At 40.4% G+C, this 12,650-nt stretch carries 10 protein-coding genes and 1 other annotated feature; of the genes, 1 reads left to right on the top strand and 9 read right to left on the bottom strand.

Annotation, left to right across the window (positions count from 1 at the left end; all coding sequences use genetic code 11):
- Positions 1–3 precede the first annotated feature (3 nt).
- Entirely contained in the window at positions 4–1,077 is a 1,074-nt protein-coding gene (locus tag TSYNT_RS02090; protein ID WP_059031504.1) for a DUF3866 family protein, read from the top strand.
- Between the two features lie 152 nt (positions 1,078–1,229).
- Here the strand turns inward: TSYNT_RS02090 and ilvE are convergent, their stop codons facing one another.
- The 9 genes from ilvE to ilvN all read right to left on the bottom strand — a co-directional run bounded on the left by ilvE (position 1,230) and on the right by ilvN (position 12,649).
- Positions 1,230–2,108, bottom strand: coding sequence for a branched-chain-amino-acid transaminase (gene ilvE / locus TSYNT_RS02095; RefSeq protein WP_059031505.1), 879 nt, complete (start codon positions 2,106–2,108; stop codon positions 1,230–1,232).
- A gap of 111 nt (positions 2,109–2,219) precedes the next feature.
- Positions 2,220–3,902 (bottom strand): biosynthetic-type acetolactate synthase large subunit, encoded by a 1,683-nt coding sequence (ilvB, locus tag TSYNT_RS02100; RefSeq protein ID WP_083497607.1) that lies wholly within the window; start codon positions 3,900–3,902, stop codon positions 2,220–2,222.
- 97 nt (positions 3,903–3,999) lie between these two features.
- Positions 4,000–4,263 (bottom strand) — a binding site (T-box leader).
- Positions 4,264–4,426: 163 nt separating this feature from the next.
- Positions 4,427–6,361, bottom strand: coding sequence for an oxidoreductase (locus TSYNT_RS02105; RefSeq protein WP_059031507.1), 1,935 nt, complete (start codon positions 6,359–6,361; stop codon positions 4,427–4,429).
- A gap of 303 nt (positions 6,362–6,664) precedes the next feature.
- A complete protein-coding gene (leuB, locus tag TSYNT_RS02110; RefSeq protein ID WP_059031508.1) occupies positions 6,665–7,738 on the bottom strand; it encodes a 3-isopropylmalate dehydrogenase in 1,074 nt (357 codons plus the stop codon).
- A complete protein-coding gene (leuD, locus tag TSYNT_RS02115; protein ID WP_059031509.1) occupies positions 7,735–8,226 on the bottom strand; it encodes a 3-isopropylmalate dehydratase small subunit in 492 nt (163 codons plus the stop codon). Before leuD ends, leuB begins: the two co-directional genes overlap by 4 nt.
- Positions 8,216–9,490, bottom strand: coding sequence for a 3-isopropylmalate dehydratase large subunit (gene leuC, locus TSYNT_RS02120; protein ID WP_059031510.1), 1,275 nt, complete (start codon positions 9,488–9,490; stop codon positions 8,216–8,218). The genes leuD and leuC overlap by 11 nt, the downstream gene beginning before the upstream one ends.
- Before the next feature lie 15 nt (positions 9,491–9,505).
- The gene (locus TSYNT_RS02125) at positions 9,506–11,032 is read right to left on the bottom strand and encodes a 2-isopropylmalate synthase (protein ID WP_059031511.1); all 1,527 of its coding nucleotides are present in this window, start codon (positions 11,030–11,032) and stop codon (positions 9,506–9,508) included.
- 112 nt (positions 11,033–11,144) lie between these two features.
- Complete coding sequence (gene ilvC, locus TSYNT_RS02130) at positions 11,145–12,143, bottom strand: ketol-acid reductoisomerase (RefSeq protein ID WP_059031512.1); 999 nt, start codon at positions 12,141–12,143, stop codon at positions 11,145–11,147.
- 2 nt (positions 12,144–12,145) lie between these two features.
- On the bottom strand, positions 12,146–12,649 hold the full coding sequence (gene ilvN, locus TSYNT_RS02135; protein WP_059031513.1) for an acetolactate synthase small subunit: 504 nt from the start codon (positions 12,647–12,649) through the stop codon (positions 12,146–12,148).
- Position 12,650 lies beyond the last annotated feature (1 nt).

Genomic DNA, 12,650 nt, shown 5'->3' on the forward strand with positions numbered 1-12,650 from the left:
TCAATGATTTCTTATGCAAAGGGAATAGTGAAAAGCATTTTATCGGCAAGAAAAGGCGTAACTGAGATAGAAGTTGAAATTGGCAGAGAAAACTTTAAAGCAATAAACTATGATTTCTTGACAGGTCAGGTAGCCGTTGGAGATAGTGTGCTTTTAAATACAACAGCACAGGATTTAAAATTAGGCAGTGGCGGGTATCATTTTGTAGTATCTGTAAATTGTGGGGAAGGTTTTGTAGCTAAAAATGCCCCGGGCCATATAATGAAGCTTAGGTATACCCCGCTTCAATTTGCAGTTTTAAGTGCCGAGGAAGAAGATAGCCCTTATCATAGCATTTTTAATAATTTCTCCGGCCTTGGCAGAAAACCCGTAATTATCGGTGAGCTGCACAGTATGGTTGCACCGGCGGTTTTCGGTGTAAAGCGAAATAGACCGAAGTTAAAGGTCTCATATATTATGACAGACGGCGGAGCATTGCCCTTAAGCTTTAGTAAAACCGTCAAATATTTAAAAGAGAATAATCTAATTGATGGAACTGTTACATACGGTCAGGCTTTTGGGGGAGATATTGAGTCTGTAAATATTTATACTGCTTTAATATCGGCTTTTGAAATCTTGCATTCTGATGTAGCTGTTGTCGCAATGGGCCCCGGTATAACCGGCACAGGAACCGAATATGGTTTTTCGGGTATTGAGCAAGGACCTATCATAGATGCGGTAAATAATCTGGGAGGTCTGCCAATTTTTATTCCAAGAATAAGTTTTGCCGACAAAAGAAAGCGGCATTGTGGGATAAGCCATCACAGTATTACGGTGCTTAATAAAGTCGCAATGAGCAGCGCAAATATTGTTGTTCCTAAGTTTTCAGGAAATAAGTTCGATTGCATACAAAAACAAATAGATGAAAATACCTTAAATCAAAAACATAAAATTATCTATGTTGATGAATTAGAAAAGCTCACACAAGACCTTTTATCTTTTGATTTTAAACTGTCTACCATGGGAAGAGGAATTGATAAGGATGCGGAATTTTTTATAACAGCTGCCGCGGCGGGATATTATGCATCAAGTATTTGATAAAAGTTTACTATTGTAAGCAAAAAAGAGGCATCTTAGAATTATTTAAAGAAATAATTCTAAGATGCCTCTTTTTATACCCGTGAACCACTCACCACTTACTCATTCATTCGTTGAAGTGGGAGTTTCTTGGTCAATAGAGGGTTAAAAAATTATTTGTAGATTTCCGTTCCTTCTGTTTTAATTAATTCCTTAAACTCTTTTATTATTTGCTTTGTTATCGGACCGGGTTTGCCGTCTGCAATAGGACGTCCGTCAACTTTAACTACAGGAACTGCTTCAGCTGCTGTTCCGGAAAGGAAACATTCATCTGCTGTAAAGACCTCGTATCTGGTAAATACCTTTTCTTCTACTTTTATTCCAAGTCTTTCTGCGGCTTCTATTATTGCATTTCTGGTTATTCCGACTAAAATGCCTACATAGGGCGGCGGAGTTATGAGAACACCGTTTTTCACAATAAAGATATTATCGCCGGTACATTCTGCCACATAATCTTCGTTGTTTAATAATAAAGCTTCAGGTGCCCCTGCTAAGTTTGCCTCTAGCTTTGCCATTATGTTATTTAAGTAGTTTAGCGACTTCATTTGAGGATTTACACCTTCCGGCCTGTTTCTCCTAGTTGCCGCTGTAATAATTTCCATACCCTTTTCGTAAAGTTCTTCAGGATATAGCACTATTTTATCGGCAATACATACAACGGTAGGCTTGCTGCACTTTTTCGGGTCAAGACCCAGGTCTCCTGCTCCTCTAGATATTACCAGTCTTATATATGCATCCTGCAGCTGGTTTCTTCTCAATGTTTCCAGAACAACTTCAGTCATTTCTTCTTTGGTAAGGGGAACGTTAATCATTATGCCGCGAGCGCCGTTGTATAACCTGTCAATATGCTCTTTTAATTTGAACACTCTGCCGTTATAGGCTCTAATACCTTCAAAAACGCCATCGCCATATAAAAAACCGTGGTCAAAAACGGAAATTTTGGCTTCTTCCTTTGGATAGTACTTGCCATCTACGTAAATTTGAATACTCATCTAGAAATTTCCTCCCTCAAAGTTTTATAAATTAGTGCTTGTTTCCTGATAAAAGTATAACACAAATAGTCTTTGCACTTACATATATTAATATACATCTATTTGCATTAATTAATCAATCCCTAACATTTCACTGATAGGTTTTCCTGCAGGTACCATCGGCATAACATTTTCTTCTGCGTCTATTTTAACATCTATAACCACAGGTGCATTAAGCTGGATTGCGTTGTGGATAATTTTTGGAAGCTCATTCTTATCATCGACTTCAAATCCCTGCACTCCACATGCTTCTGCAAGTTTTGCGTAATTTACGTCTGCGCCTTCAAGAGATACCTGGGAATATCTTTTGTCAAAAAACAGTTCCTGCCATTGTCTTACCATACCTAAGGTCCGGTTGTTAAATATCACCGTAATAACCGGGATTTTGTGCCTGGACGCGGTTATAAGTTCATGGCAATTCATTTCAAAACTGCCATCCCCTGCGATATTGAAAACTATTTTATCTTTCCTTCCAACTTTTGCTCCAAGAGCTGCCGGAAGGCCGAAGCCCATGGTCCCTAATCCGCCGGAAGATATGAAGGTTCTCGGCTCTTTAAATTTGTAATACTGGGCAGCCCACATTTGATGCTGGCCTACTTCTGTCACAATAATTGCTTCACCTTTACTCTGTCTGTAAATTTCTTCTATTACATACTGAGGCTTAAGTCCCTCTTCGGAATATTTGAGAGGATAGAGATTTTTCATGCGGGCTACTTCGTTTACCCAATCCTCGTTTTTTACAGACGGCAAGATATCAAGCAAATTAATTAAAAATTGTTTCACATCTGCTTTTATTCCTAAATCCACGTCAACATTTTTGCCTATTTCTGCTCTATCAATATCAACATGTATAATTTTTGCATTAGGAGCAAATTTTTTAACATCTCCCGTAACCCTGTCGTCAAACCTGGCACCTAAAGCTATCAAAAGATCGCATTCAGTTACAGCCATGTTTGCATAGGCCGTGCCATGCATGCCAAGCATGCCAAGGGCAAGGGGATGGTCAGCTGGAAAGGACGAAAGACCCATTAAGGTTGTTGTAACCGGTGCATTGATTTTTTCGGCAAGCTTTAGAAGCTCCTCGGCGGCGTCAGATGTCACAATTCCACCGCCTGCATAAATAACCGGTTTTTTTGCTCTTTCAATCATTTCAGCTGCTTTTTCTACTAATTTATTAAAACCGCTGGAAGGTTCAAGTTTGGTAAGGTATGTCCTTACAAAACCGTTTACTTCCTTTTCTACCTCGTTGTAGTTTACTTCGCCTGCCATCACATCTTTTGGCAAATCTATGAGCACTGGACCGGGTCTGCCGCTAGTTGCAATCGTATACGCTTCTTTGACCTTTTTTACGATTTCATTTTTGTTTCTTATTAAAAAACTGTGTTTCGTAATAGGCAAAGTGATCCCTGTAATATCAACTTCTTGAAAGGAATCTCTGCCCAAAAGATCCAGTGCGACCTGACCGGTAAAGGCAAGAAGGGGCACTGAATCCATATATGCGTTTGCAATTCCTGTCACTAAATTCGTAGCTCCGGGGCCGGAAGTGCTCAAGACTACCCCTACCTTACCAGTTGCTCTGGCGTAGCCGTCTGCTGCATGGGCTGCTCCTTGTTCATGCACAGTCCTTATGTGTCTGATTTCCTTGCAGCTGTACAGAGCATCGTAAATCGGCAGCGCTGAACCGCCTGGGAAACCAAAGATAGTATTAACACCTAATTCGCTTAATGTTTTTAGTAAGAGTTCAGCACCAGTCATAATTATCCCCTTCTTCTATTTAATAATAAATTTTTACATCGTTTAAAGATAACTTCAGTATGGAGGTAAAATAAAAAGACCTTCCGCCTAACCTTATAAAAGGGGCGAAAGATCTTCGCGTTACCACCCTAGTTCATTTATACCTTGCGGTATAAATCTCAGTAGGTACGGGGCGCCTTGCCCGATACCCGGCCTTTCTAACGGGGGCCAATTTCCTTATAAGGAACCCGGCCAGAATTACTATAAGTTCACTCTGGCAGCTCCGAGACGATTTTCGCTGACTGCTTCAAGCATCGGCTTTCACCTTATCCGACTCTCTTTAGCTTGAAATAATCGCTACTCTTCTCTTCACAGCTTTTAAAAACCAATATATTGTTTTATATTATAACACCTGAGTTTAGAAAATTCAACTATGGTTTTATAAAAGTTTTATAAAAATTTCTACTCGTATGCCCCTATTTTAAAAAAAGTAACAAGGCAGTTCAAAGATTTTATCGATGAACTGCCTATTTTTAGTTCCTTTATTATATTTTTACTGCTATCCTTGCTGCTTCTTCTATTGCCTCTAGGGCTTTTCTAGCTTTAACAGCATCTCCTATAACATATATTTCAGGGACTTTCCCCTTGATTTTTTCTTCCAAGGGATTATAAGCTTTGGCTCCCATTGCAAGAACTATAGAATCAAAGCCGGTAATTTTTTCATCTTTTCCGTCTTTCTCATATACTACTCCATCATCAAGGAATTCTTTAACAGTCGCATTCGTAATTGCCTTAACTCCCCACTTTTTTAATCTTTCTAATAAGTAGTATTTCACGTCATCTTGCTCATCCATTGCAATTTCAGGAAGCATTTCTATTATCGTTACATTGTGGAAATGTTCGCCCAGATAATCTGCTGTTTCAGAACCTACCATGCCACCGCCTACTACTAAAACGTTTTGTCCGACTTCTTTCTTCCCATCAAGTAAGTCAATAGCCTTTACAAATTTAGGGTTCTCTATTCCTTTTATATCTGGTACTAGCGGTACACCACCTGTAGCAAGAATTACTACATCGGCATTTTCAGATGCAATTGTTTCTTCTGTAGCCTCTGTCTCCATTTTATATTCTACCCCGTATTTTTTACCCATAGTCTCGTAATATTTTAGAGCCTTTATAATTTCTTGTTTTGTAGGAGGTATGGCTCCTATTCTGTATTGTCCGCCAAGTTTCTTTTCCTTCTCATATAGTGTAACTTTATGACCTCTTTTTGCAGCTATCCATGCAGCTTCAAGCCCTCCGGGGCCGCCGCCTATTACTATTACTTTTTTTGGATTATCTGTTTTTTCTACTTTCAATTCACCTTCCCTACCGGTAAAAGGGTTAACCAAGCATGAAATATAAGGTTTGGTAGGATCAAATAAGTAGCCGACGCAAGCTTGCATACAGCTTATGCATGGAGCTATTTCCTCGAGCTGTCCCGCTGCAACTTTATTGGGAAGCTCAGGGTCAGTCAAGGATTCTCTTCCTAAGGCAACTAAATCGGCTTTCCCAGTTTCCAATATATCTTCAGCTAATAAGGGATCATTTATTCTGCCCACTGCTATAACGGGAATGCTTACAGATTTTTTAATTTCCTCTGCGGCATATACATTAAATCCGGCAGGAACTGCAGCTGGCGCAATAGCACCCGGAACACTGCCGTAAACGCATCGTGACACATGGATAGCATTTACGCCGACGCTTTCCAGGACTCGTGCTGCCATCCTGGACTCTGTTATCGTTCTTGCCTCAGGCATATCCTCATCGCCGCTGATTCTAAATAATATTGGTAAGCCATTTCCAACTTTCCTTCTAATATTTTTTATGATTTCTACAGGGAATTTCATTCTACTATTAAAATCCCCACCAAATTCATCGCTTCTCTTATTTGAATAAGCAGACATAAATTGAGCAACTAAATATCCATGAGCACCATGAACTTCAACTGCGTCAAATCCTATTTCTTTGGCTCTTTTTGCAGCATCCCCAAATTTTTCTATAAGGTCATATACTTCCTCGGTCGTGAGTTCTCTAGGCATTTCTTTGTCAACGGGACAAGGAATAGGAGACGGTGCTACCGGTTGAGCACCAATAACCGCGCTCATTGTTTGTCTGCCTGCATGGTGAAGCTGAACTGCCATTTTGACATCGCCGTGTTTATGTACCTCATCTACCAACTGCTTAAGTCCGGGAATGAATTTATCATCCCATAATCCCAATTGTCCTGGTATCGCCTTACCCAAAGGATCAATTGCTGCCACTTCTAAAATTAAAAGGCCATAACCCCCTTGGGCTCTTAGTTTCCAATAATCAATAAGTTGCTGTGATACAGTACTGTCTAAATTTCCAAACTTTGTACCCATAGGAGGAATAACAAAGCGATTTTTCAACTCCATAGACCCTATTTTAATTGGTGACATTAATACCGGAAATTTCATGTCAAAACTCCTCTCATAATTTAAAAAATTAATAAACTTTCATATTATATAATTTCTACATTTATCTTAAAAATCCTGCAATTATTTATTTGCTTTTGCGAATTTTTTTAATTGCATTTTTGCAGATAGTCATTTTGGTAAAAATGCCGGTATTGTGCAAAAAACTGTGCGAAGTATTTGGGTCGCTATACTTCCCACCGGTTTATTTATTTTAGTTTTATAAAACATATAAAAACAACACCAATCGCAAGATCATGATTGGCGTTGTCAAGATTTTAAAAAGGTATCACTTTTAGAATGGAATTAAATATAGCCTTTAATTATGTCTCCCATTTCCGAAGTTGACACTACTTTTTTTGCGCCTGCTTGTATGTCAAATGTCCTGTATCCTTCATTGAGTGTTTTTTCGACTGCATTTTGCACTGAAGCAGCAGCCTCTTTTTTATCAAAGGAATATTCCAGCATCATAGCTGCTGATAGAATGCATGCAACGGGGTTCGCCTTTCCAAAACCTGCAATATCCGGGGCTGAGCCGTGTATAGGCTCGTAAAGATACGGTTTGCTGTCTCCAAGGCTTGCAGAAGGCAGCATTCCAATAGAGCCCGTAAGCACTGAAGCTTCATCGCTTAGTATATCTCCAAAGGTGTTTTCCGTTAAAATAACATCAAATTGACGAGGGTTTAATATAAGCTGCATCGAGCAATTATCGACATACATGTGGGAAAGAGTGACATCAGGATAATCTTTTGCCATTTCCGTAACAATACTTCTCCATAGTCTTGAAGTCTCTAAAACATTAGCTTTATCTACTGAAGTTAGGTGTTTTTTCCTTCGTTGCGCCGCTTCAAAGGCTATGCGGGCTACTCGCTTAATTTCTTTGTCGGTATACTCCATAGTGTCAAATCCTCTTACACCATCTGCTGTCTTTTCAATGCCTCTAGGTTTGCCAAAATAAAGTCCCCCTGTAAGTTCTCGAACTATCATTATGTCAAGTTCATCGCCAATAATTTCCCTTTTAATCGGCGAAGCATCGGCTAATGCTTTAAATAAAATTACTGAGCGCAAATTTGCATAAAGGTCAAGACTTTTTCTAAGTCCTAAAATTGCCTGCTCCGGCCGCTTTTCTTTCGGCAGCGCATCCCACTTCGGTCCTCCTACTGCACCAAATAAAATCCCATCAGAGCTTTTGCAAAGTTCTATGACTTTATCCGGCAAGGGCGTGCCATATGCATCTACTGCGGCTCCTCCTACAATTCCTTCTTCAAACTGAAAGTCTATATTATATTTTTCCCCTACCGCTTTTAAGATCTTTACCGCTTCGGCAATTATTTCGGGACCTATGCCGTCTCCCGGCAAAAGGGCTACTTTATACACTATTTCTTCACCTCTTTTGCATAATTCATAAGACCGCCTGCGCTTATTATCCCCTTAATAAATTCAGGGAAGGGCCTTGCATAAAAGATTTCGCCAGATGTTATATTCTTTATAGTTCCACTGTCTGTATCTATTTCTAATTCATCGCCTGTCTTTATTTTCTCACTGCACCCCGGACACTCTAATATCGGAAGACCGATATTTATAGAGTTTCTATAAAATATGCGGGCAAAAGACGATGCCACAACACAGCTTATACCTGCCGATTTTATCGCAAGAGGCGCATGCTCTCTTGAACTACCGCAGCCAAAATTATTTCCTGCTACGATAATATCGCCGGGTTTAATTTTTTGAGTAAAGTCAGGGATTATATCTTCCATGCAATGTGCCGCTAATTCTTTGGGGTCAGTTGTATTTAGATAACGTGCGGGTATTATTACATCAGTATCTATATTGTCGCCAAAGACCCATGCTTTGCCTTTAAAAATCATCGCCAACAACCTCCTTCGGATGGGCAATCCTTCCTTTTATTGCAGATGCCGCTGCTACCAAAGGACTTGCAAGGTAAACTTCGCTTTCCGGATGACCCATTCTTCCGACAAAGTTCCTGTTTGTAGTGGAAACAGCTTTTTCTCCTTTTGCAAGAACCCCCATGTGGCCGCCAAGGCAGGGTCCGCATGTAGGTGTGCTTACGGCCGCACCGGCTTCAATGAAAATCTCGGTTATCCCTTCACGCATCATTTCCTGATAAACTTGCTGCGTTGCAGGAATTACTATCATGCGCACATAAGGGTGAACCTTATGGCCTTTTATGACACTTGCGGCAAGCCTCATATCTTCTAACCTGCCATTGGTGCACGAACCTATTACAACTTGATCTATTTGGATATTAGAAGCCTCATCAACATCTACCACATTTTCAGGAAGGTGAGGCAGGGCAACTTTTGGCTGCATATTTTCTACGTTATACTCGATTATATCTGCATATTTAGCATTTTCATCGCTTTTGAATATATTGTAAGGTCTTTTAGCTCGACTTCTAATATATTCCAGCGTTATATCATCCGAGTTTATTATGCCGTTTTTAGCCCCTGCTTCAATGGCCATATTTGCCATGGTCAGTCTTCCGTCCATACTAAGGGAGCTGATGGCATCTCCTGTAAACTCCATGGCTTTATAAAGGGCTCCGTCAACACCGATATCTCCTATGGTGTGCAAAATCAAGTCTTTGCCTGTAATCCATTTATTCAATTTGCCGTAATAGACAAATTTTATTGTCTCGGGAACTTTAAACCAGCATTGGCCTGTCATCATAGCAAACGCCAAGTCAGTAGATCCCACTCCTGTAGAAAATGCTCCAAGGGCGCCATATGTGCATGTGTGAGAATCTGCCCCGATTACAAGATCTCCCGGCAGCACAATTCCCTGCTCCGGCAAAAGCGCATGTTCAATTCCCATGCGGCCTACTTCGTAATAATGGAGTATATTTTGTTCTTTTGCAAACTCTCTCAAAGACTTGCATAGTTCTGCTGATTTTATATCTTTATTAGGGGCAAAATGATCAGGTATAAGGGCAACCTTTTCTTGATTAAAAACTTTTTCCCCTCCTGCTTTTTTAAATTCTTCTATTGCAACAGGTCCGGTAATATCATTTGCTAAGGCAAGATCTACATCTGCCATAATAAGCTCGCCGGGCTCTACAAAATTCTTTCCTGCGTGATTTGCAAGGATTTTTTCAGTAATGGTCATTCCCATTAAAAAGCCACCTCCCTAAGACGATTTACCATTGCCATTATTCCAAAGTGTTTTATTCATTGCATTGGCATATGCCATAACACTGGCTTCAATAATATCAGTGCTCAGACCCCTGCCCAAGAATATCTTGCCATCTTTATCTACTTTTACGGTAACTTCACCTAACGCATCTTTTCCGCCGGTAACTGATTTTATGGAGTAATCAACTAGCTTGCAATCAATATTACAAGCACGTTCAAGAGCTCTGTATAGTGCATCAATAGGGCCACTGCCTGTAGCTGCTTCTTCCACAATCTCGCCATTTATGTTAACTCTAACGCTAGCAGTAGCCATTGCCTTGTTCCCCGTCGACACTTGGAAGCATTCGACTTCTATGCTTTGCGGAAGCTTAACCGCTTGATCTTCTACAATTGCTTCAATATCCAGATCTGTGACTTCTTTCTTTTTATCGGCTAGTTCTTTGAATCTTTCAAATGCCTTATCAAGTTCATCTTGCGGCAGTTCATACCCTAGTTCTTTAAGTCTTTCGGCAAAAGCATGCCTTCCCGAATGTTTACCGAGAACTAAAGTATTTGTTGCAAGGCCTATGGACTCAGGAGTCATTATTTCATAGGTAGACTTTTCGGCCAAAACCCCATGCTGGTGAATTCCCGCTTCATGAGCAAAAGCGTTTGCACCTACGACTGCTTTATTCGGTTGTATGGCTATTCCTGTAATTGTGCTTACAAGCTTGCTGGTACGATAAATTTGCCGTGTATTAATACTATGCTCCACCTTATAAAAATCTTTGCGGGTATTAAGTGCCATTACGATTTCTTCTAATGCAGCATTTCCCGCTCTCTCTCCTAATCCGTTCACAGCGCATTCGATTTGAGTTACTCCACACAGCACAGCCTCTAACGAATTTGCTACCGCCATTCCAAGATCGTCATGGCAGTGGACGCTGACTTTTGCTTTATCTATTTCGGGAACCCTTTCCATTAATGTAGTTACTAAATTAGCAAACTCTCTGGGTGTCGCGTAGCCTACCGTATCCGGGATATTAATGACCGTAGCGCCTGCTTTAATTGCTTCCGAATACAATCTGCATAGAAATTCTATGTCAGACCTGGATGCGTCCTCTGCTGAAAATTCCACATCCTCAACATAAGATTTAGCTCTTTTTACTGCAGCAACTGCAGCTTCCAAAACCTCATCTTCAGTCATCTTTAATTTATATTTCATATGAATAGGTGATGAAGCTATGAATGTATGGATTCTGGGTCTTTCCGCAGGTTTTAAGGCCTCTGCAGCTCTATCTATATCCTTAGATGTAGCTCTTGCAAGACCTGCAATAATCGGACCCCTTACTTCTTCAGCAATCGCTTTGACCGCATTAAAATCTCCGTTAGAAGCTATAGGAAAGCCTGCTTCTATCACATCCACCGACAGTTTTTCAAGCTGTTTTGCTATTTCAAGTTTCTCTTTTGCATTTAAGGAAATGCCTGGTGTTTGTTCGCCATCTCTTAAGGTTGTATCAAAAATTTCAACTTTCCTAGTCATACACATTCCACCTTTTTTGATAATTCTGATTTATTTTATTGTTCTTAAGGCTGGTATTTTTAGGAAGGCGGCGTAAAGCCGCCTTGCATTTTACGATTGTCTGTTAATATGTTTATTTCTTTTTCTTAAGCCAGGGCATCATGCTTCTTAGCTCTGCCCCTACTTTTTCTATTTGGTGCTCCGCTTCCTTTGCCTGAATTGCTCTATAGACAGGTCTTCCACTTTGATTTTCCAATATCCAGTTCTTGGTAAATTGCCCTGTCACTATCTCATCTAGCACCTTTTTCATTTCCTTGCGGGTATCTTCGTTTATGATGCGCTTGCCCACCATAAAATCTCCATATTTTGCGGTATCGCTTACGGAATATCTCATCCAGCTTAAACCGCCTTCATATATTAAGTCCACTATAAGTTTCATCTCATGTAAACACTCAAAATATGCTATCTCAGGCTGGTATCCTGCTTCCACAAGGGTTTCAAAACCGGCTTTTATAAGCTCTGAAACGCCGCCGCAAAGCACGCACTGCTCGCCGAATAAGTCAGTCTGGGTTTCTTCTGCAAAAGTGGTCTCTATAACGCCGGCACGTGTGCCGCCTATACCTCTTGCATATGCTAAAGCAATATCTTTTGCTCTGCCTGTATAGTCTTGCTCAACTGCTACGAGGCAGGGAACGCCAGCCCCTTCCTGATATGTTCTTCTTACAAGATGCCCGGGACCTTTAGGTGCCACCATAAATACGTCAACATATTCCGGTGGTATTACCTGACTGTATACAATTGCAAAACCATGAGCAAATGCAAGGGCATTTCCGGGTTTTAGATAAGGTTTAATTTCTTCTTCATAAACCTTACCCTGAATGTGGTCTGGAATTAGCATCATTATAATATCAGCCGCTTTGGCTGCTTCGCTTACTGTCTTTACTGTAAGGCCTGCCTCTTCGGCGATTTTCCAGGATTTGCTTCCTTCATACAGTCCCACAACCACATTAACTCCACTTTCCTTCAAGTTTAATGCATGTCCATGGCCTTGACTCCCATAACCTATAACTGCTACGGTTTTCCCTTCTAATAATTGTAAATCAGCATCGCTGTCATAATACATTTTTGCCATTATTAAGCTTCCTCCTCAATTTTTATGGTATTAGAACCTCTATTTACGGCAATAACGCCGGTTCTAACAAGTTCTTTTATGCCAAAGGGCCTTAAAAGCTCTTCGAATGCGGATACTTTGTCCTTGTCACCGGTAAGCTCTATCGTAAGAGACTTTTGGCTGACATCAACTATGCTCGCTCTAAAGATTTCTGCAATCTGAATTATCTCTGACCTCATATGCGAATCTGCATCAACTTTTATAAGCACTAATTCCCGTGTCACAGAATCCTCTGGAACAATTTTACTTACCTTAATAACATCAATTAGCTTGTTTAGCTGTTTTTTTACTTGTTCAACTACATTTTCATCTCCGTCAACGACTATGGTCATTCTGGAAATATCAGGATTTTCTGTGGTCCCTACCGCAAGACTGTCAATGTTAAAGCCTCGCCTGCTAAAAAGACCTGCTATCCTGAATAATACGCCGGGTTGGTTTTCTACAAGCACTGAAAGTGTTGTTTTCATG

The sequence above is a fragment of the Tepidanaerobacter syntrophicus genome (genome assembly GCF_001485475.2).
Lineage (GTDB): Bacteria > Bacillota > Thermosediminibacteria > Thermosediminibacterales > Tepidanaerobacteraceae > Tepidanaerobacter > Tepidanaerobacter syntrophicus.

Bases quoted from the DNA above. Each gene is read 5' to 3' on its own strand.
- TSYNT_RS02090 (WP_059031504.1), top strand. From the start codon at position 4: ATGATTTCTTATGCAAAGGGAATAGTGAAAAGCATTTTATCGGCAAGA.
- ilvE (WP_059031505.1), bottom strand. From the start codon at position 2,108: ATGAGTATTCAAATTTACGTAGATGGCAAGTACTATCCAAAGGAAGAA.
- ilvB (WP_083497607.1), bottom strand. From the start codon at position 3,902: ATGACTGGTGCTGAACTCTTACTAAAAACATTAAGCGAATTAGGTGTT.
- TSYNT_RS02105 (WP_059031507.1), bottom strand. From the start codon at position 6,361: ATGAAATTTCCGGTATTAATGTCACCAATTAAAATAGGGTCTATGGAG.
- leuD (WP_059031509.1), bottom strand. From the start codon at position 8,226: ATGATTTTTAAAGGCAAAGCATGGGTCTTTGGCGACAATATAGATACT.
- leuC (WP_059031510.1), bottom strand. From the start codon at position 9,490: ATGGGAATGACCATTACTGAAAAAATCCTTGCAAATCACGCAGGAAAG.
- TSYNT_RS02125 (WP_059031511.1), bottom strand. From the start codon at position 11,032: ATGACTAGGAAAGTTGAAATTTTTGATACAACCTTAAGAGATGGCGAA.
- ilvC (WP_059031512.1), bottom strand. From the start codon at position 12,143: ATGGCAAAAATGTATTATGACAGCGATGCTGATTTACAATTATTAGAA.
- ilvN (WP_059031513.1), bottom strand. From the start codon at position 12,649: ATGAAAACAACACTTTCAGTGCTTGTAGAAAACCAACCCGGCGTATTA.